This is a genomic window from Verrucomicrobium sp. BvORR106 (genome assembly GCF_000739655.1).
GTDB lineage: Bacteria > Verrucomicrobiota > Verrucomicrobiia > Verrucomicrobiales > Verrucomicrobiaceae > Verrucomicrobium.
This window is the reverse complement of the sequence record NZ_BATR01000122.1, coordinates 41,097-60,670: the sequence shown is the minus strand read 5'-3', so window position 1 is coordinate 60,670 and position 19,574 is coordinate 41,097. Positions and strand designations below refer to the sequence as shown.

Annotated in this window: 28 protein-coding genes; 7 read left to right on the top strand and 21 right to left on the bottom strand. The window is 56.8% G+C overall.

Translation table 11 applies throughout. The annotated features are described in order from the left end of the window. Positions 1-178: 178 nt before the first annotated feature. From BV106_RS22750 to BV106_RS22680, 15 genes are all read right to left on the bottom strand, one after another. On the bottom strand, positions 179-790 hold the full coding sequence (locus tag BV106_RS22750) for a hypothetical protein (protein WP_038168570.1): 612 nt from the start codon (positions 788-790) through the stop codon (positions 179-181). A gap of 2 nt (positions 791-792) precedes the next feature. Then, positions 793-1,425 carry a hypothetical protein gene (locus BV106_RS22745; RefSeq protein ID WP_265595979.1) on the bottom strand — a complete coding sequence of 211 codons (633 nt, stop codon included), beginning with the start codon at positions 1,423-1,425 and terminating at the stop codon, positions 793-795. A 57-nt stretch (positions 1,426-1,482) separates the two neighbouring features. Beyond that, positions 1,483-3,258, bottom strand: coding sequence for a tape measure protein (locus tag BV106_RS22740; protein ID WP_038168567.1), 1,776 nt, complete (start codon positions 3,256-3,258; stop codon positions 1,483-1,485). An 18-nt stretch (positions 3,259-3,276) separates the two neighbouring features. Continuing rightward, positions 3,277-3,933, bottom strand: coding sequence for a hypothetical protein (locus BV106_RS22735; protein WP_038168564.1), 657 nt, complete (start codon positions 3,931-3,933; stop codon positions 3,277-3,279). Positions 3,934-4,174: 241 nt separating this feature from the next. Continuing rightward, entirely contained in the window at positions 4,175-4,483 is a 309-nt protein-coding gene (locus BV106_RS22730; protein WP_265595978.1) for a hypothetical protein, read from the bottom strand. Between the two features lie 147 nt (positions 4,484-4,630). After that, entirely contained in the window at positions 4,631-5,086 is a 456-nt protein-coding gene (locus tag BV106_RS22725) for a hypothetical protein (protein WP_038168561.1), read from the bottom strand. Between the two features lie 38 nt (positions 5,087-5,124). Continuing rightward, positions 5,125-5,460, bottom strand: a complete 336-nt coding sequence (locus tag BV106_RS22720) for a hypothetical protein (RefSeq protein ID WP_038168559.1) — start codon at positions 5,458-5,460, stop codon at positions 5,125-5,127. 12 nt (positions 5,461-5,472) lie between these two features. Beyond that, on the bottom strand, positions 5,473-5,793 hold the full coding sequence (locus BV106_RS22715) for a hypothetical protein (RefSeq protein WP_038168557.1): 321 nt from the start codon (positions 5,791-5,793) through the stop codon (positions 5,473-5,475). A 20-nt stretch (positions 5,794-5,813) separates the two neighbouring features. Further along, the gene (locus BV106_RS22710) at positions 5,814-6,230 is read right to left on the bottom strand and encodes a hypothetical protein (RefSeq protein ID WP_038168556.1); all 417 of its coding nucleotides are present in this window, start codon (positions 6,228-6,230) and stop codon (positions 5,814-5,816) included. Further along, positions 6,230-6,544, bottom strand: coding sequence for a hypothetical protein (locus BV106_RS22705; protein WP_038168555.1), 315 nt, complete (start codon positions 6,542-6,544; stop codon positions 6,230-6,232). Before BV106_RS22705 ends, BV106_RS22710 begins: the two co-directional genes overlap by 1 nt. 78 nt (positions 6,545-6,622) lie before the next feature. Next, entirely contained in the window at positions 6,623-6,964 is a 342-nt protein-coding gene (locus BV106_RS22700) for a hypothetical protein (RefSeq protein ID WP_265595977.1), read from the bottom strand. Positions 6,965-6,997: 33 nt separating this feature from the next. After that, complete coding sequence (locus tag BV106_RS22695) at positions 6,998-7,207, bottom strand: hypothetical protein (RefSeq protein ID WP_038168546.1); 210 nt, start codon at positions 7,205-7,207, stop codon at positions 6,998-7,000. Positions 7,208-7,283: 76 nt separating this feature from the next. Further along, positions 7,284-8,174: a P22 phage major capsid protein family protein gene (locus BV106_RS22690; RefSeq protein WP_038168543.1), complete on the bottom strand. Its 891-nt coding sequence runs from the start codon at positions 8,172-8,174 to the stop codon at positions 7,284-7,286. A gap of 95 nt (positions 8,175-8,269) precedes the next feature. Beyond that, a complete protein-coding gene (locus BV106_RS22685; RefSeq protein WP_038168541.1) occupies positions 8,270-8,728 on the bottom strand; it encodes a hypothetical protein in 459 nt (152 codons plus the stop codon). 61 nt (positions 8,729-8,789) lie between these two features. Then, complete coding sequence (locus tag BV106_RS22680) at positions 8,790-9,623, bottom strand: S49 family peptidase (RefSeq protein WP_051946210.1); 834 nt, start codon at positions 9,621-9,623, stop codon at positions 8,790-8,792. A 124-nt stretch (positions 9,624-9,747) separates the two neighbouring features. On the opposite strand from BV106_RS22680, the gene BV106_RS22675 reads away from it, so the two are divergent. Further along, entirely contained in the window at positions 9,748-10,818 is a 1,071-nt protein-coding gene (locus BV106_RS22675) for a DUF262 domain-containing protein (RefSeq protein WP_038168540.1), read from the top strand. A gap of 5 nt (positions 10,819-10,823) precedes the next feature. Beyond that, a complete protein-coding gene (locus BV106_RS22670; protein ID WP_038168539.1) occupies positions 10,824-11,330 on the top strand; it encodes a HEPN domain-containing protein in 507 nt (168 codons plus the stop codon). 83 nt (positions 11,331-11,413) lie between these two features. Here BV106_RS22670 and BV106_RS22665 read toward each other — a convergent pair whose 3' ends face one another. The 5 genes from BV106_RS22665 to BV106_RS22645 are packed head-to-tail and all read right to left on the bottom strand — an operon-like array spanning position 11,414 to position 15,976. Then, positions 11,414-11,785 carry a dATP/dGTP diphosphohydrolase domain-containing protein gene (locus tag BV106_RS22665; protein ID WP_038168538.1) on the bottom strand — a complete coding sequence of 124 codons (372 nt, stop codon included), beginning with the start codon at positions 11,783-11,785 and terminating at the stop codon, positions 11,414-11,416. Continuing rightward, the gene (locus tag BV106_RS22660; RefSeq protein WP_038168534.1) at positions 11,785-13,239 is read right to left on the bottom strand and encodes a phage portal protein; all 1,455 of its coding nucleotides are present in this window, start codon (positions 13,237-13,239) and stop codon (positions 11,785-11,787) included. Before BV106_RS22660 ends, BV106_RS22665 begins: the two co-directional genes overlap by 1 nt. Then, the gene (locus BV106_RS22655) at positions 13,236-13,478 is read right to left on the bottom strand and encodes a hypothetical protein (RefSeq protein ID WP_038168531.1); all 243 of its coding nucleotides are present in this window, start codon (positions 13,476-13,478) and stop codon (positions 13,236-13,238) included. Before BV106_RS22655 ends, BV106_RS22660 begins: the two co-directional genes overlap by 4 nt. A gap of 27 nt (positions 13,479-13,505) precedes the next feature. Continuing rightward, complete coding sequence (locus BV106_RS22650) at positions 13,506-15,332, bottom strand: terminase gpA endonuclease subunit (protein ID WP_265595988.1); 1,827 nt, start codon at positions 15,330-15,332, stop codon at positions 13,506-13,508. A gap of 14 nt (positions 15,333-15,346) precedes the next feature. Then, positions 15,347-15,976, bottom strand: a complete 630-nt coding sequence (locus tag BV106_RS22645; protein WP_038168529.1) for a hypothetical protein — start codon at positions 15,974-15,976, stop codon at positions 15,347-15,349. Positions 15,977-16,069: 93 nt separating this feature from the next. Between BV106_RS22645 and BV106_RS22640 the strand changes: the two genes are divergently transcribed. The 5 genes from BV106_RS22640 (at position 16,070) to BV106_RS22620 (ending at position 19,016) form a co-directional block, all read left to right on the top strand. Then, entirely contained in the window at positions 16,070-16,450 is a 381-nt protein-coding gene (locus tag BV106_RS22640; RefSeq protein WP_051946209.1) for a hypothetical protein, read from the top strand. A 176-nt stretch (positions 16,451-16,626) separates the two neighbouring features. Then, positions 16,627-17,088 (top strand): hypothetical protein, encoded by a 462-nt coding sequence (locus BV106_RS22635; RefSeq protein WP_038168528.1) that lies wholly within the window; start codon positions 16,627-16,629, stop codon positions 17,086-17,088. 153 nt (positions 17,089-17,241) lie between these two features. Continuing rightward, complete coding sequence (locus BV106_RS38805; protein WP_265595976.1) at positions 17,242-17,382, top strand: hypothetical protein; 141 nt, start codon at positions 17,242-17,244, stop codon at positions 17,380-17,382. 131 nt (positions 17,383-17,513) lie between these two features. After that, the gene (locus BV106_RS22630; RefSeq protein WP_265595975.1) at positions 17,514-17,843 is read left to right on the top strand and encodes a hypothetical protein; all 330 of its coding nucleotides are present in this window, start codon (positions 17,514-17,516) and stop codon (positions 17,841-17,843) included. A gap of 867 nt (positions 17,844-18,710) precedes the next feature. After that, positions 18,711-19,016 (top strand): hypothetical protein, encoded by a 306-nt coding sequence (locus tag BV106_RS22620; RefSeq protein ID WP_265595974.1) that lies wholly within the window; start codon positions 18,711-18,713, stop codon positions 19,014-19,016. On the opposite strand, the gene BV106_RS22615 is transcribed toward BV106_RS22620, so the two are convergent. Then, entirely contained in the window at positions 19,010-19,573 is a 564-nt protein-coding gene (locus BV106_RS22615) for a hypothetical protein (protein WP_265595973.1), read from the bottom strand. The two genes, BV106_RS22620 and BV106_RS22615, sit on opposite strands and share 7 nt — an antisense overlap. Between the last annotated feature and the right edge of the window lies 1 nt (position 19,574).

Genomic DNA, 19,574 nt, shown 5'->3' with positions numbered 1-19,574 from the left:
ATGTCTCCTCAATAGCCCAGCATGAACACCAACGGAAGCCCGGGCGAAGGCAACTAGGCGACGTCGTTGCAATTATCACACGCAATTCCCATTTTTTCACACATCGCCTAGTTGGTCAACACAACTTTTTTACTACGCCGCGACATTTACAACCTCCCCGAAATCCCGAACTAAGCTTTCACATACCCCAGAACACATGACGCGCGGGCCTGCCATCGTTCGCCGGGATGAAGCGGTGTTGCAGGTCGAAGTGGGTGTTTTGGACCACCTTCAACGGCTTTGAGTCGCGCCAGCGAATGAAGGCGAGAACGTGGAGCCCCACCCCGTCCTTATCGGGAGAACCGCCCTCAATCAAGCGAGGGTCAAGGCTGGACACCTCCACCACGGTCAACGCATTGAGATCATCCGCCACAATCACGCCTTCCCTTGTCGTCACCTTTAAGCAGATCCACGTTTTCCCGGCCTTTACACCTTTCACCTTAAGCCGGGGCGGAGTCACCTGCACTTCGTCTTTATTGAAGCCATCCAGCGTCAAACCGTTGAGCATGGCAGGCTCTCCGTTCACGTTTCCAGCCTCAATGCTAGCCTCTCCGCCGGAAAGATGAACGCGCCAAGGGTGCGCCCACTGCCGCGACGGGTCATCCACATAAACGCGCGTGCCGGCAGGCGTCACGTGGATACGTTGCCCCGGCCCCGCGATTACGCGAGTAGTTTCCACCCAGGCCAAGAGCTTTTTCCACGCGGAAAGGATGTTGTCCCCCCGCTTCACCTTTAAAAAACTTGTGTCCATGCCTAGAACTGAATCAGGTTGTAAACCTCGGGGGGCCAACCGCCTTTAGGCGATAGTTTCCACTCGTCCCGGATCTGCCACACATTCCCGCGCTTGGATACCTTGGGCGGCATTACCAGCCAATTCCGGCCTTCGGGAGTCGGGAGACCACCAGGAAGATTGTTCTGGATGCTTCCGATGCTTGAGAGCAAATCACCCGGAAGCTGTTCAACAATACGCGTCCGCCTAAAGATTGCGCTAAACTCAAGATACGACTTACTCCCGAAGAGCGGATTTTTCACCTTGTTCCCAGCTTGTGCGCCCCCTAGGGCACCCTTGTATGCTTTTTCAAGGAACTCGTCGAACTTCACCGCACCAGTACTATCAACGCTCCCTCGATACTTCTCTTTGATTGTCGCCCACGCTGGATGCGCCGGGAGGGGCTCCTCCTTAAAATCGGAATCAAACTCGATGGTCTCTTGTTCCGTGTCTTCTCCATCGGGGATGCCCTCATAAGAAACATCCACCTGAAAGCCGCCTGCATCCAGTTCGTTCCAGGTGCGCCCAGTTTCCACCAAGCCAAGCGGAGGCGCTGAGCCAACGGAGCGAACGTCATCCAGGGTTGGCGCGTACCATGGCACCGTGAGGGAATACACGTTGCGCTCATCGCGGGAGCCGCCAGCCCCCTGCATCTGAAATGGTTCGCTCATGGTTTAGGTAAAAACACCGGTCGGGGTGTTGCTCTTTGCTGGCTTTGCCTGCGTGTCAGTTTTGGGCTTTGTGTTCTTTTCAATTTCCCCCAGCGTCTTGTTACTCTGCTCCATTTGCTGCGCGACTTGCTGCATAGAGCTGGCAAGCAACTCGTTCGTGCTCCGTCCCATGATGGAGTTGATTGCTCCCGAGATTCTTCCATTCACCGCGAAGCCGTCACCAGACGCCACCTTCTCGTTATTCCCGCTATCACCACCACTCTTCAGCTTCTCATTCTCCTTCTTATTCGCCTCTTCGTTCTTCGCCATGGTTTCGGCGATGCGCTTGCGCACGTCTTCCATCACCCTCTTTTCGTCCTCCGAATCCATCACGTTGCCGGTGCGCGCATAGCCCTCTTTGAAAGCTTTAGCGATGGCTTCCGCTGTCTTCAGGGTGCGCTTGATTGCAGTATCGAAAGCGGGGCCAAGCTGAGCCCCACCCTTGCCTAGGTTCTCTTTCGAGGACTCCCGATAGTCACCGGCAACGTCCCGCATTGCCTCATCAGCATCGCCGATTAGGTGCCCTAGGCCGGGCACCTTCTTGAACTCCGTCAGGATGTTCGCAATTGCGTCACCAAAGAAGGACACAACACCCTGAAAGATGCCGAGCAATACGTTGCCCATGCCTTTCCAAAAGCCCGCCGTAGTGAGAATACCGAACACCGCCACCATGTTCTTCCCGTGCTCCACTATCCCAGCTCCAAAGGCAGACATTGCGCCCATGAGCCCGGCATAAAGCAAGTTGACCGCCCCCTTGAAACCAAGGGAGATCCCCGCACGCGCAAGCTCGCCCATATCGGCAAAGGAAAGGGTCTGCCAAGTGGCAATGATAGCCTTGAAGGCACCCGCAATTGCCTCACCAGCACGCGCCGCGCCCTCCTTCAACTTATCAATCATACCAATGCCCGCCTTGAGCATGGGACGAATCGCGTCATTGATCGGGCGGCCCAGCTCCAGGAGCACGGAGCCCCATGAGTCTTGTAGCGTAGAGAGTAGCCCGGCAACCGTGCCGCTCTGAGCCTCCATCATGCCCGCGAACTTTCCGCCCTCGCCGGTCAGATCCTTGAACGCCTGCTCAAGCATTGGGAACGTGATTTTCCCTTGGCTAGCTAGCTTCTTCACTTCAGCTTCCGAGACTCCAAGCTGTTTCGCGAACTCCGAAATGATTGGGATGCCGCGCCCAGTGAGCTGGTTGATGTCTTCGGAGAAGAGAGTGCCCGCGACACGAGCCTTGCCGTAAATTTCGGCCACGTCGCTGATAGGCGCGCCCACGCCAGAAGACACGTCACCAATGCGGCGAAGCGCCTCTGTGACATTGCTTGCATCCTCACCGAACGCTATCAACTTCCTGCCCGCATCCGCCAACTCGGGGAACTCGAAAGGAGTTGCCTCCCCCAGCTTGCGGAGGTCCGCGAGCACCTGCTTTGCCTTATCTTCGTCACCCACCAGGACGTTGAAGGACATTTGCAACGTCTCTTCATCCATGGCGCGCTTCATGCCACCCATGATCGCCGCGCCTCCGGCTACACCGGCGAGAGCTGCGCCACCCACCACCGCGCCAGTCAACGCCGTGGTAATGGCTCCTAGCCCGGAGTTCAGGGCACCGGAGATCCCGGAAACAACACCGCCACCAGCTCCACCGGTTCGCCGCGCGAAGCCGCTTAGCTGCCCCTCCGCCCTTCTAAGGGCGTTCTGAAAGAGCCCAATCTGTAAATCAAGCTCTGCGGTGATTCCTGCCATACTCCCGTTGCCGGGATGTCAATTGCCTAAACCTGCCTGCTGCGCGGCTTGCTCAACCATCTTCCGCAGTCGGTTCGCCATTGCCTTGTCCTGCCCGCGAAGGGCGGAGTTGATGCGTCGCGTCATGTTGCGCAAGCCGGAAGCATAACCCACGGAGTTGCGTAGAATGATCTTGATGCCTTGCGACGTTACAGAGATATTCCCATCGCCTTCAGCATTGTGCTTCGCGATCCAGCTTGGAACGCTCACCTTGAGCTTTTGCGCGGCCTTCTTCCACCCGGCAGCCAGGTAGCCAACGCGGGCTTGTGCCGCCTTAATAAAGGCTTTCAAGGCGCGGATAGGCACCTTGATGCGGTTTGCCCGCTTCGCTCCCACAATCCGCCCCTCCACTCGCGCGGCCTTGTGAATCTCCCGGATATCTGTGCGCTCTGCGCGCTTTGCGGGAACCCCCACCATGAGTTTCCCAATCTGAGCGGCGACGGTTTTCTTGCCCGCTACGTGCGCCGCTTTTCCTTCCTTCCCACTCCGCGCGGGCGGGGTGCTATTGAGGATTCTCCTCACAACACCCCGCGCGGTTTCCTGCAAGAAAGCCCGCCCATCACGCTTAGTGTGGGCGAGCGTCTGTTGAATCCTTCGATTGAAGGATGATGTATCAATGCGAAGGAACGATTGCATTACCAGTCATCCCATCCACCGGAGTCAATCTCCGCCACCTTGGCAATATGAGCCTCCGCATTGACTGCTTGTATCGAAGGGGCGGCGGATAGCGGCACCGTCCACACATCGTTCCCGCGCAAAGCACAATGTCGATATTGCAGAAGTCGCGTAAACGGAAGCTCCCACATAATATAGTGCTCACTCCATCCAGTTTCTCTCGCCAGCATGAACACCAGAGAGGCTATCCATACCGGCTCGATTAGTTTCCCGGCGGCTTCTCTCCGCTCGTGCTGCCGCTGCGTTCCACCACGTCAACGGATGCCTCCCCTGCTTGCTCCGCAACGCGCTGAATCTCCGCCAGGATACTCGGAATGGAGTCAATCGAAACTCTGAACTCGAAAAGGTCCACTTCATCGCTCCAAGTCTTATCGCGCACGTGCCTCAACACCGCGCTCAAGGGCGCGGCATGAGCCCAGGCAAAGGCCATGGCTTGCCGGTCGCGCTCCGCCTTGGTAAGCGTAGCATTCTTTTCGGCCCCTTCGTCACCAAGGAAAAGTGAAAGCTCCATCTTTCGGCTTAGGGTAACAGAGCCCGCAGTAAAACCGCGAAGCTTGAAGCCGTCCACGATCAAGGGAACGTCAAAGAATGCATCTGTCAGCGTTGATTCACGAGGGGTCATTGTGGGGGAATTTCAGCGGGTTGGGGTGTGCTTTGATTAGAGGTAAGAAAGGAGCTTCGCCCTTTTGGCGGCATCGCATCCAGCGGGCACCAAGGCAAAAGACTTGCCCCGGCGGATAAGCGCCAATGGCTGCATGGTGCTGATCTTGTCGCGAAGTCGGTTCATCATTTCCGACATGCCGCGCATGTATGCGATGGGGTGATTTGGATTGGCAAGAGCCCATTCCAGCGAGAGGAAGCGCCGTTTGAACTCATTGAAGTCAATGCGCTCCACCATGAACTCCGGCGAGAAATGCATCTTCGTCTCACCGTCCATGAGCCAGGTAACAGTGCGCTTTGCCTCTCCGTCCACGTCTTCCACCGTGTCCAGAAAGGGCTTGTCGGACGCGAACTGCGCGCCGGAGATCAGGCTCGCTGCGATAAGCCGCGTATTGATAGACCGCGAGGGCTTGTCGTGGTCTCGTGCGATATGGATGGATTGGCCGTCTTTCATGCTGTTGGAATGGGGTGTAGGTATGATGTTGTTTCCTGTTAGCTTGCGCCGGGGTAATGCGTGCCGGTCGCTTCCCATGTCTGGAAGTCGTCATTCTTTTGCCCTTCAGAAAGCCGGTGAACGATTGTCACGCCGCCAGTGAGGTCAGAAATGGGAAGGTCCGCGCTATCGAGCACACCAAGCGCCAGTACTGCGGGCACGTCGCCGCGCCCGGCAATGGTGAACTCGTGCGTAGGATCGAAGGCTTCCGCCGCCCCGAAGCCGCCGTTTGAAGCCATGATGCTTTTCACTTCGACTTTCCTTTCACGATCCACCTTCTCCACAAGGGCAAGGTCCACGGATTGAATACCAATGTCAGTCAGGGTAAGTCCCATTTTAGAGAGGGGTTAGGCGCGATTGGAGAAGCGGGTGCCTTTGATTTCGAAGTCGGGGAAGTCGTCGTTCACCTCTGAACTTTTCGCGGAAACAACCTTCATAACTCCTTCCGCGAAAGCACCGGCGGTCACACCTGCAAGATTGGGATCGCCCTTGCCTTTGATGGTCACTTCCTCAGTAACAAGGCGCTTTGGCTTCGCGATGCGCGTAACGCCGCCTTTGTCGCGGACGGTTGCAATTTCCACCGTGGCTTCACGGCTGGACTCCGACACGAAGCCGCCCACGGGCTCCGTGATACCAAAGGTTTCAACAACTCCAATTTTTGCAGGCATGCCCTTGCCTGAGTGTCAACCTACGGCTTTCTCTGCAATCCCATGATAAAGGGAACGGCGGTGAGCCAACGCCCGTTCTCCTCGTCATTTCCTCCGTCCTTCGGGAAGATGCCGCGCAAGAACGCCCCGGCTTCCTCTTCAACACACGTTGCGAGGCTGGTGTTGTCGTAGTCTTCCACTAAGTCCGCGACCCGAGCCACCAGTGCGCGATGCCCGGCAAGGGTGCTCGTGTGCATGGGCGATGCGATCACGATGGAAACTTGAGCCTTGCGCAACGGTCCAACCACCATTTCAACGTCTGTGCACCCCGCAACAACGCACTGCGTATCAATGGGCACCTCTTCGACATCCAAGCCCATCACAATCGGGGCGTCATTGTTCACCCCTTCACGGGTGAGCCATTCTTTAAGGGAGGCCTCTACGGCGGTCGCGTTCATTATGCTTCAAAGGTGAGGATGATATTGGGGGCTTGTGGTCTGATGATGATTGAGGCGATGCGGTAGATTGTGCCCGCGTACGCGATGGGCTCCCCGCGCTTGGGGTACACGCCTCCGGTGAATTCACTCTTGAGAATGCTCGCGCGAAACTGCCCGTCGGGGATGCTGTGGCCGGTGGCTGTATCTCCGCGAACCTCACCGCCTGAAACTTTCCCTGTGACGGTTTGCGTCTTCCAATTCATCTCGTCATCTGCCACTTCGGCGTGGATCTCCGCCAGGGAATCCGCGAGGTCTTCATTGAGGATGTTCGCCATTTACCTCGCCTCACTGTCAAAACAAAGAAGCCGCTCCCTTTCGGAAGCGGCTTCCCAGCCCATGAACCAAACCAACTACTAACCCTTGCCCTTACCTCTGCCTTTTCCAGCCCTTGCCACGATGTCGGCGAGGTCGCCGCTGTCGTCATCCTCCTCACCCTCCAGCCCGTCGCCACCGCCGCCGGGATCACCCTCCACGGGCACCGGAGCCGGAGCCTCCGGAGTCTCCCCCTTCTTCACGGTGCTGCACCGTTTTGAATGGGGCGGATTACGGAAATAGGCGAGTCGCGGGAAGTTGGCGGCATCGCGCTCGGTGTGATACGTCTGCACCGCCTTCTCCCCGTCTGCCCCGGCATAGAGCACTTCGAGGAAGTTGTTCTGATCGTCGTATGCCGCGACGCAATGAAATCGCATAGCCATAGTTTGAGGGAGTCCCTTCTATGAGTTTGATGGTTAAGCCGCTCCCTTGATAAGGCCCAGGTCCACGAGAGAGGAGCGAAGGGCATTTGCGAGCACGATCACGCTCGCGGCGTCCGTGGCGACGGCTTGCGTTACTCCGGCGGGCTGCACCACGGGAGCCTTTCCGAAGAAGCCGAGTTTCTGAGTGGGCGAGGTTCCAATTTGCTTGCCCGCGCCGGTATCCTTTTCCTGAAATGAAGGCATGAGAGAGAAAGAGAGAGTGAAATGAATGAGTGAAGGGGCGGAGGCTCAACCCTCCGCCCCACTACACGAGCCCGGCTTAGGCGCTCTTGATGCGGGTCAGCTTCGCGGGCATGCCCTTTGCCACACCAAAGAGCACGGCAATCTCGTACACGAGCTGGACGCCATCGTAGTACTCACGGATCTGCAAGGGCAGGCCGGTGTTGGGTTCAATGATGTTCACCACCTTGCCATACCAGGTATCAGCCGGAGGCGGAACAACGCCACGGGCAGCCATGCAAATCGCCTGCGGGTGAACCGCGATGCCTTCCAGTGCTTCGCCGTTGGCGGGGATGGTGCCATTGTACTCCACCACGGCGAAGCCATGCACGCGAGGAATCTCGTTGTTCACCACCGCGCCATTGCTGCCGGAGGCGCTGGCGTTCTGAATGGCATTGTCCTTCACCAAGCTGCCCTTGTACTTCGGCTTGATAAGCAGAACCCGGCCCGTGGTCGGAATCTTCCGGGTGCTAAACTCGTCGGCGAGATCTGCCACCGCGTCAGCGTCGAACTGAGCGGAGGTGAGAGTAACGGCGTGAGTGTAGCCGTTGGCATTCGTGACGACGCTCAACGCGGCGGAAATCACATAGTCAACCAACGCCGAGACAGCAGGTTGAACGAACTCCTCCGCAAGCTTCACGTCGGTAAACGTGCGCTCCGTATCCTTGAACCCCATCACGACGCCCCGGAAATTGTCCAGAGTGATCGGCACCGGGGTAAAGGTGACAGAGCCGGGAGCCTTGCTCGCGTTCATGTCCTGCGTGGTCAGGGCGCCAGGGAAACGGGCGGTCACGGTTTCACCGTGGGGCTCCAGCTCGTCAGAGAAGTCGGTGAGGAATGCGCGCAGCGGAACGCCTTGAGTCACGAGGGCGTCAAGCGTGAGCTGCGAAATGCGGGTGATATTGACTGCGGATGCGATGTCGTTCGGCATGTTGTCTGCTCTTTCGGGTGGGGTTGTTTCCTGTATCCTTTTGGGCTGACTGCGCCCTTGTTTGCCCAGGGGGCTTTTTGCGGTTTAGGAGCTAACTAGCTCCGAGGCTTGATGTGCTTGAGGTAGAAAGCGCGCTGTTCGCCCTGATTTGTGATGGCAGAGCATTCAGCCCAAAGTTGCGTAAGCGTTTTACTCTCGCTCGCTTCCGGCCCCTTGCCGTTGTCAGGAGTTACGGCAGCGGGAGCGCCACCAGAGCCAGCGGCAATGCGCGCCACTTCACGAGCAACGTCGGCGTTGTAGTTGGTGCGATCCACTTTCACGGTCGCAAGCTCACCTTCCAGGCGGGTCACTTTCGCAGTTTCCTCGCTCAAGAGATCATTGGCGGCGGCGAGGTCAGCATTGAGCTGAGTTACCTGCGCGGTGAGCGTGGCTTTCTCCGCGTTCAAGGCCGCAAGATCAGCTAGAGCCGTCGTGAGATTCGCGGTCGCCGTGGCAAGACTTTCGCTCGCGGCGGCAAGCTGTCCTTCGGGGGTGTTAGGGTCGAGGTCTGGCATGATTGGTTCTAGGGTGCAATTCCGTTGCTTTGAGCACTTGCGGTGATGTCAACCCGTGCGCCTATGCCGCGCGTCGCCCGGAGCGCGCCAGGGCGGACAGCCGCGCAACCACCTCCGCGCGGTTTTTCACCGTCCCCGCGAGGTTGTATTTTTGAGCTTCTCGGGCGTAGAAAACCTGCCCCTCCATCGCTTCATCCGGGATCTTCCGGCCACGGGCGCGAACTGCGGCTTTGAACTCGTTGGCCGTTTCCTCAATTCGGGCTTGAATATGCTCGCGCTGTTCGTCGGTCAGGGATGTGCCAGGGAGCCCCATGCCCTTGAACTTGCCAGAGCTGAAAACCTCCATCTTGTAACCCATGCCCTCCAGGGCTCCGCGTACGTCGAGGAACGAAACAATAACTCCAATGCTCCCGAGCATCGCGGAGGGTGTTGCATAAACCGCATCCGCCTGCGAGCCAATCCAGTAGGCGGCGGAAGCCATGAGCCCTTGCGTAAACGCATAGACCGGCTTCACGCGAGCCGCTTCACGCACTGCTTGCGCAACCTCCGGAGTGCCGTTCACGGTCCCGCCGGGCGAGTCAATTTCGAGAAGGATCGCCCTAACACCGGGATCGTTGGCGGCATTTTCGAGCGAGGCAACAATTTCATCGAAATCCGTGGCACCGTACACAACCTGCGCAAAGAGCGAAGGCTTGCGCATGAGTGGGCCGGTAATGGAAACGGAACCAATGCCATCTTCCACCGTGAGGATGGGCTTATCCTCCAATTCGTAATTTTCATTCCACTGCACGCGAGCCGCCGGTGCGGTGCGTGAGTGCATGTCAACCAGCGCATCCGGCAGGATCGCAAACGGATTGTGCAGGCTGAAAAGATTAAGGGGCGGAAGGCCAATCATGCCTTTCCGCCCCTGTCAACCTCGCAAACTTTTTTCGATGAAGCTTGCAATATCCCCGCCCCTGCTCTTCTCTTGAAGCAAAACCCAGGTTGCAAACAATTTCACGACTACAGGAGAAGCGAAGATGGCAGAAGACGAACTTGAACTTGAGGAGGAACAGGAGGAGGAAACTCTGTCAGTAACATATGATATCGCCAGCTACCCTTCCGATTTCACCCTTTCGGGAATATCCCAAATGTGGCAGGACAGTGATATTGTGATCCCGGACTATCAACGAGAGTTTGTTTGGTCAATTCGTCAAGCGTCTCTGCTGATCGATTCGTTCTTGTCTGGGCTACCTGTGCCACCTGTGTTCTTCTATATAGACGACAAGAACAAGAATCTAGTAATCGACGGACAACAACGCATTTTGAGCATTGTGTTCTACTTTGAAGGCTACTTTGGTCGGGAAAGCACACATGGGAAGCGTCAAGTTTTCAGACTGACAGGTCTCCACAACAGTAGTCCATATCACGGAAAACGCTTTTCAGAGCTCGACGAATCAGACCAGCGCAAACTGAAACAGGCGGTCTTACGAGCGGTTAACATCCGTCAGTTGTCCCCAGTAGGTGAGAGCACAAGCGCATACCACATATTTGAGCGCCTCAATACGGGGGGAACCCCACTAAAGCCCCAGGAAATTCGCAATTGTGTATTTCGTGGCGGAATCAACAAAAAGCTCAAGGAAGCTAACAAAGACGCAAATTGGCGCAAAATCTTAGGTAAGAAGTATCTGGACAAGCACCAAAGGGATGTGGAGCTGCTTCTAAGGGTGTTCTCATTGGTAGGACCAGAGACGAAGTATGAGAAGCCCATGAAGGAGTTCCTAAACAAGGCAATGTTACAAAACGACTCAGGGACAACAAAGAAGGCGACGAACTTTTTCCTAGTATTCCCCTCGATCACAAAGATAGTAGTTGATGCACTAGGAGAAAAGCCTTTCCACCTCAGAGGCCCCCTGAACGTTTCAGCTCTTGACTCCGTTATGAGCGTACTTCTGAGACAGCACAGAAAGGTTTCATCCATTGACTTAGAGTCTCGGTACGCTGATCTCCTTAGGGATGGCGTGTTTGACGAGCACACTCGAATCAACACAACCGATACGAAAACCGTGCAGGCACGCATATCACGCGTACAAGAACTTCTTTTCAGCTAAGAGCCGTGCCGTACGCCACTCACTTTCAACACGCCGACGACGTTGTCGCACACCTTAACGGTGTCGTACCTACTCTAGGCAATCCGCTACTGACGGCCAAATACGTTGGCTTCGTATCGGTGGCAGCCGTAACGGTTTACGAAATGGCAATAAAGGATATTTTCTGCGACTTCGCCAATCGAAAACACTCAGTGCTCGGAGCGTTTGTAGAGTCTCACTTCAAGCGCATAAATGGACGCATTAAGTTACAAATCGTAAAAGATGAGTACATCCCCCGATTTGGCACCCGCTACACCAAGAAGTTTTCGCGGCTCTTGGAATCGACAGCCAAGTCTCACCTTCGTTTGCACAGACGGGACATAAAGACGTCATACAATAACTTGATTGTGTGGAGGAATGATTTTGCCCATGAGGGCAAAATCAATTCTACAACAACCTACAACGAAGTCGTTCAGGCATACCTTGACGGCAAGGAAGTCATCCACTGCCTCGCTCAGGCAATGGTGCGTTAACTCCATACGTTACCTTTGCTAATGCAAGGTGGCTACCAAACCTTGTCGAGGACTATCGCAAAGCAGGATGCGCTACCGCGATATCATCCCGCCTCGTCATAAATCAGGTCATTGAGGTCATTTGGCAATTTGCCATTTTCGACGGCTTGCCTAGTCCACATGAACGCCGCTGCATTCCAGAGAACGGCTCCAGCATGGTCTTCATCAGTCCGCCCCTCGCTCATCGAAAGGGTGTGACGGATTATGGCGTCTATGTAGCGGCTCAATGGAATCCCCTGCATCCAGTTGCGCGGTCCGTATTTTTGTGCCCCATCTTCAAACCGTCTCGCAAGAGCACGAATGGCAATTGGAGGAATGTTCGACGGCAATCCCTTGCCGGGGGCCGCATCACGAACCGCCCCGGTGATGAATTGGGAGCGGGTGCCACTGTCTGGAATGTTTGTGTTTAGGGTCATTACTTGGCGAGTTTTGCGGAGGGAGGGGTGACGGCTGCAGGAGTAGCGGGGCGAGTGGGCCGGAAGAGCATTTCAACGGGGATCTTGTATTTCTCCGCGAGTGCTTGCAGGAACACCACCTCTTGCGCACGGCGCTCCATCTCTTCCTCAAAGTCCGCCCCTCCTTCCTCGAAGTGGTCTGAGAATGTCTTAAGCCCCATTTCCACATCTGCCCGGTTCGATGCGCTTTCTCGCGCGGCGTCTGCCGTCAACTTTCGGGGAGCTACAAAGTCGATCTCCCACCAGTCGAGCGCCACGGGCAACGCCCCGCTGTCAATGGCGTCACCAATGATCCAGAACCAAGCGGCAATAATGAGACGCTCGAAAATGATGTCTTGCCGCATGCTAAAAATGCGGTCCGCCTTAGTGGTCACGAGACGGACAGCTCCGCCATTGATCCCCGAGGGATTCACAGCAAACTCATAGGGGAGGTTGCCAAGGGCAGTATCCCTGTCGAGGTGCTCAAGGAAGCCGGTGAAGGTCGGAGAGGGCCGGGAGGACTGGTAAGACTCCATTTCCTCGCCCGGCTTAAGCGCCGCAATGCGCCCACCCATGATCTTTTGAATCGCAACCGGGTCGGAGCGATCACCCGAGGCGCTCACCACCTCTTGCACCTTATAGTCACCTTCCTCGCCCAGGTCGCCGGTCTCGGTCGTGATGGTGCGAGCAACTTCGACGTTTGCCCGAACGGCAAGCTTTTCCAGGGCGAGCAACTCAATGCCATCCATGGTGTGATTTGCACCATGCTGCAGAGGCGAGGTTGCGCGCACAAAGTCCGGGCTCTCCGGGTCAAAGATGTGAAGCACCTGCCACGCTGGAAATTCCTTCGTGTTGCCGTCATCCTGCAAAATGCGATATTCGACGGGCGCGCCGATACCATCATACTTGATGCCATCCGTTGTTCCTCCTTTTCCAAAGTCCCCCACCCGGTGCCCGCGCACGAGTTGCAGGAGCGCGGCCCCGGTTTCCGGATGGCGAACCTTTAAAACGAATATCTCCCCGTCAACGTCCAGAGCACGAGAAACGAGCCGCTGCACATCCGCCAATGAGAACCTCCCGGTAATGTCCACGCGGCGGGTTGCCCGCTTCCAATAGCGCATTGCTTGTGTCTTCCATCCGGGCTCTGCGCCGCTCTGCACACGGAGCCCATGCCCCACCGCGTAAAGCACATTGCTCCGGACGATCTCACGAATGACGCCAGAGTTCTTGTCAGCATATCGCGTCTTCTCCAGGATGTCGGAGCGCACCCCTTCGGTAAGCTCCAGCTTAAAATCTTTGGGGGCACCTCCCGGCGTGCGCGCGCGGTTAGGCGTATGATTCGCCGATTCAAACGGCGAATTGTATGCAGCGCCCTCCTTCAAAGGTTCGGGAATCGGAGTCGCGAAAAATTGGACAATGCGAGAGAGTAGTTTCATGGGCAAACGAATCCGGAGCGAACACGGCGAGCCCCGTAGGTTTCAGGGTCGAACTTTTTCAAAGCCTTTTGGCAACCCGCGATAATCAGGTTCACAGCGTCAAGGGCGCGCTTGGTGACGCTTGTCCCATTCTCGCTGTAGGCTTGCAGCGCCTTTTCCAGCTCCTTCTTCTGGACGGCAAGGATTCGCTCCACCTCTACTTGCGTGAAGCCTGTGTAATAGTCTGGAACCGCTGCCATTCAAAACGGCAGCGGTGTCAACGTCGCTTACTCCCCCGGCTCCTCTTCTGCGGCTTCTGTCTCAATCTGCGGGAAGGACTCGCGCCCAATAATCTTGAGCATGCACGCTGCAACAACCTGCATTGCCTCACAGTCCCAAAGGTGGTTATCACGCTTGCCGATTTGCTCCCAAAGCCACTTATCTCCGCGCTTCACCCGCCGCTCGCTATCAAGCTGCCGCAAGTAGTCGTCGCCAGCGTCTTCCGGAATCTCCCACGTGAGCCCCTTCTCCGGATCTTGATTGAGCCGGAGCCGCGCGAGCATGTCTTTGATCGAAAGGTTCGACCAGTAGAAGAGCGATGCAGGCTTGCCGCCGGGGGCAACCGTGCGACGGGGCGAATAGTAGCGATTGATTCGTCTCCCCTTCTTCCCCTTGTGCTGGAACATGGCGCGCTTGTCGCCCATGAGAGCGGTCCACCCGTGCTCGCCGCACTTCTTGTAAACAGTGCCAGGAGTATGACGCGCATCCACGAACACGAGCGAGCCCGCAATGCCCAGCTCGTGCTGCATTGCTTCCACATCTTCCCATGTGTGCACCTTCCGCCACTCCAGAAGCCGCGAGGAGCCGTTTCCAGCCCAAGAGCGAGCCAAACACCAAAAGTGGTCAAGCTGCACGTCAACGGTGAGGAACCGGAGGGGCACCGCAGCCAGCTCGCGTTCAAACGGGGCGCTCAAAATCTCGCCATTGATGCCAATAGCGCCTTCCTTCCCCCACTCCTGCTTGCGCTGATATGAGCTGGCCTTGATGTCTGCCCGGAAATCTTCAAGATCTTCACGCCAGGACAACGCGAGCCTCTTCTGATAGAAAATCTTGAGGTCCGTGAGGTCGCCACGCTTTGCCGTCTCTTTGGCGCGGAGGTATAGCTCCGCCAGCATCCCCCAGGAAGACGCGCACAAGCTGTTCCAATGGAAGGAAACAACCTCCCCGGAAGCATTGGGGTTCATCTTCACATAAGCCCCCGTGGCGTTGAGCATCTTTCGCGCCTTGCTCGTGTCGGGGAACGGGTGGCGGCACTCCGGGTTGTCGCAAAGGAGCACGGTGGAACGCTTCACAGCGGAAAAGTCCCACTCTGCGCCGTCGTGCGCTTCCTTGTTCCATTCCACGTTGCGCCACAAGAACGGCTGTCGAATGTCACAATGCGGGCAAACAAATGTCCATTCCCGCTGATCGCCGGATTTCCATTTCTTGTCGGTGTCGTCCCCCTCTTCCCCGCCCTGCGACACGAAGAGACGCTTGCCCAACCAACCGAACGCGGTAACACGCGCCTCCGCTTCGGCCATGTGGCCTTTCGGCCAGCGCCAAGTTTCATCACCGATCACCCACCGGATAGAGCGCCGTTGCAGGTTCGTCTTATTGTGCGCACCAAGCACCCACAACGCCATGCCATGGGCGAAATGCACCGCATCCAGCTTCTTCTTGTGCCGGTTACGGTGAAACAACCGTTTCACTGGCGGGCACTCATCGAAGAGTTTTTGCAACCGGCTTTCGCTCTGGTCTTTGGCGTCTTCGTCCGTTTGGTCAAGCCAGAGCATCGGCCCCGGCATGTTGGCAATGATATAGCACGCCCCCAGCTCTGCGACCGTGGTTTTCCCGGCCTGAATGCAAGCCATGATCGAAACGCACGGAATCGCCGGATCAACGAAAGCCTCCAACGGCTCACGAATCCATGGCGAATGCTCCGAGCGGAAAGCCGCCGGAATTGGAGAGTACGGGATACTCTTGATGTGCTCCTCCGCCCATAGCCAGGGCGGGCGGCGGTCTGGCGGACGCCACGCGTAGCGCCAAGCGGCATCGAGCAACTCCTCCGGGCTCATCGTGCCCTCTGCGGTCATTGCTCTTCACCTCCAGCGTTCATAATGGAGATAAAGGAGTCAACGACTCCCGCCAGCTCTTGCCGGATCTCCAGCGCGGTCTTCCCTTCGAGCAAGGGCGGCGCTTCGTCCTCCAGCTTCTTGCGGAGGGTCATAACCGCTTGCTCTACGTTGAACTGCCAGCGGTCACGAACGGCAGAAATCGGCACGTACTCTTTCCGCAGAACGGAGAGGCGAAATTCGCGCTCCTGCACCTCCACCGAGAGCTTTTGCCGTTTCAGCTCGTCGATCCCCTCGCCCTCGGTCTCCTCGCTGTCCTCATCTCCGCCCTTGAGCCCGTTGGCACGCGTGAACTCGCGCCATGCGGCTACGTCATGGCTCCCATTCGGGGCTGGTATGGGTGCGCCTACGCGTTTGCTCCAGGTGTTGAGGGTTCGACGTGTAACGCCAAGAATGCTCCCAAGCTCCACCCAAGACTTTGCAAACGAGGTCGAGTTTGCCTCGCCGTTTTGGTACGCAAGGAGCGTGTTTCGCTGTGCCCGCGTCAATGGCTCGCCACGCCTGACCTTCTGCACGAGGTTAGCGAGGTCGCCTTTCAGAAGCTTCTCCGCATCGGCGGCGGAAATAACGGGGGCTGGAGTTGGCATGCGGGCTTTCGTATGAAGCCGCGAGTCAAAAAATCCCGACCGTCAACGAAACGCACCCGCCGAATCTCCACCGCCGCGCCCTGCTCGCGTGAGTTGGAGTTTTTCCACGCTGGCAAAAGCGAAGCCGCCAGGATAGAGGCGGCAATGGCTCTGCCGAGAATGCAGGGCTCCCAGCTTGAGGAAAAATTCCTATTCCTCTGGAAAGCTTGCGGCGGCTCCCCGCTCCTGCGGGAATTTATGTTTCACCCTTTCCGCAAATGGCGCGCCGATTTTACCCACGTCGAGAGCCGGACAATTATCGAAATTGAGGGCGGCATTCACATCCAGGGGCGGCACAACACCGCCACCGGCTTCACGGACGATTGCGAGAAATACATGGAGGCGGTGCTCCATGGCTGGCGGGTCATCCGGCTAGTAGACTCCCAACTCACTCGCGAGACGGTTGAACGCTTGGTTGCATTCACGTTCTTTTGAACATACCAAACGATGCTTCCATGCTATCATAATGCTTTCCCTTCGCTTCGCAGTGTTCGCGTGAACAGCGCTCAAGCGAACTCATTTCGTTCAATACTTGTACACAACAATTCACACCATAATCATAAAATTCATTTTCATATTGCGCACGCACCTACTTTGAGCCAGAATTGAGCATGGATTCACTCCAGACCCGCACCATGCTTGAGAACCGCAAGGCGGATCTGGAGGCATTGATGGAGGATGTCGAAGCGCGGTTTGAAGAGCTACACTTGAAGAAGCGCGCGTTGCAGGACGAGCTTCAACAGGTCAACGAGGGTATTGGACTCGTTATGCGACTTGAGGATATCCTTAACATTATTCCGGACGGGGACCTGCCCTATCAAGGGAAGAATCTACAGGAATCCGTTTTCAAGGTTTTTCAAGCTTACAGCACCCAGTCCCTGACGGGCTCCAAAGTACGGGCAATCTTGCTAGCCGGTGGTTTTGATCGCAGGAGTTATACCGACAGCTCTTTTGTTGCCGCTGTTAATAATGCGATGAAGCGCCTTTCCAAGGCGGGAAAACTGGTGCCGACGCCAGCCATTCGGGGGGCCTACAAGCTTTTCACCAGCGGAGGTCAATTCACAGCTTTATGAAGACAAGAAGGCCAGAGCGCAACCACAACGGGCCGGTGTGGTAAGGCGCGAAGACACTAAAAAGCACCGGCTCGCGTGGTGAAAGCTCTTCTCTAGGGAGTCCACGCGAGCCGGGAGGCATAACCTGCAACACTATTTCAAAGCTTTACTCTCATGTCAAAGCCCAAGAATGAAACCACTTCCGCCCGCGCCGCATCTGCGGCGAGTCGCACCCTGAAAAGTCCGACCGCCAGCAAGGATGCCAAGACGGCTGCGGGCTCTGCTCTGACGCAGAAACCAGACCGAAAGAAGTAATTTCCAAGGTCCAGCCAGTCACTAGCTTATGAGTGGCGCGATGCCCACCCCTTTTCTGAGAGGGGCGGGCATTCTTGTTTCAACCGCCCAACTCAAACACCTGAAGCCCCCGCTTCGTAGCCTTTCGTTTCATGGATGCCGTACAATCCTCCACCTCGCGCCGTTTGACGACTATGGGCGTCACGCTTCTGGCTACTATTGCGCTTTACACCTTGAGCATTGGGCCGCTGAGCTATCTGGAATCAAGCGGCATGCTGCCCCCGAGAACTGTCAAAAACCTTGAATTGGTCTATAAGCCATTGGCCTACACTGTTGGAGACTCAAATTTGGGCCAGCACCCTTTGGATATCTACGTCGAGTGGTGGATAGAGCTCTACACCCGAAATCGTCCCGCAAAGAAGGTGATCGAACCCGCAATGTGGTGGAGAACCAGACTCAGCGCCCTGATCACGCCAATTTGAGCAACACCCCATAGCACCAATGCGAGAGATTGAATCAATGGATGCAGGGGCAGGAATCGAACCTGCTTCGCCGAGCTTATGAGACTCGGAGGCTTCCAAAGCTCCCTACGTTTTTGGGGGACTCCCGCCGGTCGAGCATTGTTTCCGTTGCCGCTTGGCCTACTGCGTCCACTCACTTCCGGCGGGGTCCGCCTCTGCTAGGATGTCAACCTTTGCGGATGGCCACTGCCCGACCAAGATCTCGGCCCGGAGCCGCTCGACGACGTAGGCCCTCGTTCCCCAAGTGACCACAAGCCGCCGGGCAATCTCCCGGCGAAGGTGTTCTACTGGAACTTGCGCCCAGCACGCAAGGCGCACATCTTCCGCTTCTCGCTCAATCGTCTCTCTCACCTGCCGGGGCGTCAGGTAGGGATGGGCGAGCCACTCCCCAACGCTCCGGCTGTTCAAAGCGCCGTGCTTCCCATCCTTATTTCCCGCGTTGACATGGGCCATTTTCCCACTTTGGACGCTGTCACCATCGTCCGCTTTCCTGGTCTGAATTGCTGTGATTTCCATGTGTATTTAATGCGCATCCAATGCGCGCGTTTTGAGCCTGTTTCTAGGGGCCTGGGTGGCGTTTGGCTATACCCACCTTCACCCCCTCGCTAGCACGCGTGAGCGCCTACCTGGCGAGGCAGGACCAGCCCGGATTTAGGTGGGAAGTGCGAAAACCGAAATCGCACAAAAACAGAGCGAGCGACTGCGCTACCCACAATCCTTTGCCCCTGCCCAAGAGATTCCTTTTTCGTCTCATTTTTGAGAGCCCATCACCTCGCTAAGTTTGCCCTTGCGTTTGCTGTGGTCCTTCTGAAACTCGCGGTTCATACCATGAACTCGTCCTCACAATCCGACTCCATCACCGTTAACGGCAACCTCTACCCGCTCACCGTTTCTTTCGATGACGCTGCGCTTCAACACCCTATGGCAGGCATTGCACCGGGCGTCATGGAGGCGCTGCAAGCTGAAGTGGGGGTTCCAATCATGCCGACCAGTGTTCACTGGGCTGTTGAAACCACCGCACCTCTCACTGTGGGAGAAACCTACAATGCAACTCTTGCCGGAGACCAGAAGAGCGCAACGGTTGTCGAAAGCTTAGGAGGCGGACGGTACTCCCTCCGGACTGGCATCTACTGAGGAGTCGCCCTCGACACTTTCCCAAAGGTGGTGCGCTCTCCCCCAGGGAGCACCACCTCCACGCCGACCACGAAGCCGCTAACAGGGTCATAGTGGGTGATAACCACCCCCTCCCTCCCCTCCTTCTCGATCTCAACCCACCATCCCGGAGTGACAACACGAACCAGGGCAATGCACCATTCTAGGGCGGTCGCTGTCGCAATGTTCCATGTGCTTGTGTGTCGTCGCTTCATCGCTGGCCGGGGTGTGCCGGTGACAACCTCCGCCAGGGTAGAAATACACCGGTTGCGATGCTCTTGAGGCAGCGACGCGAGCACCTCACGCACTGCATTCAAATCCCCGGAGTAGTCCGGTAGCTCTGCGGGCTCCATCGTCACCCGCTCATCTGCTGAGCCTCTGAGATACTGGCGCGCCTTTGCGTCCGTGTAGGTGTAGAGCCCGGCATCTTTGCGGTTGGCTGTGTAGCCGCTCGAATTGGGACGCCAGTAGAGCCCGCGCTTGATTAGGTAGTACCACGCGGGGCGATTCTCAATGAATGCCATCGCTGCGTGAAGCATT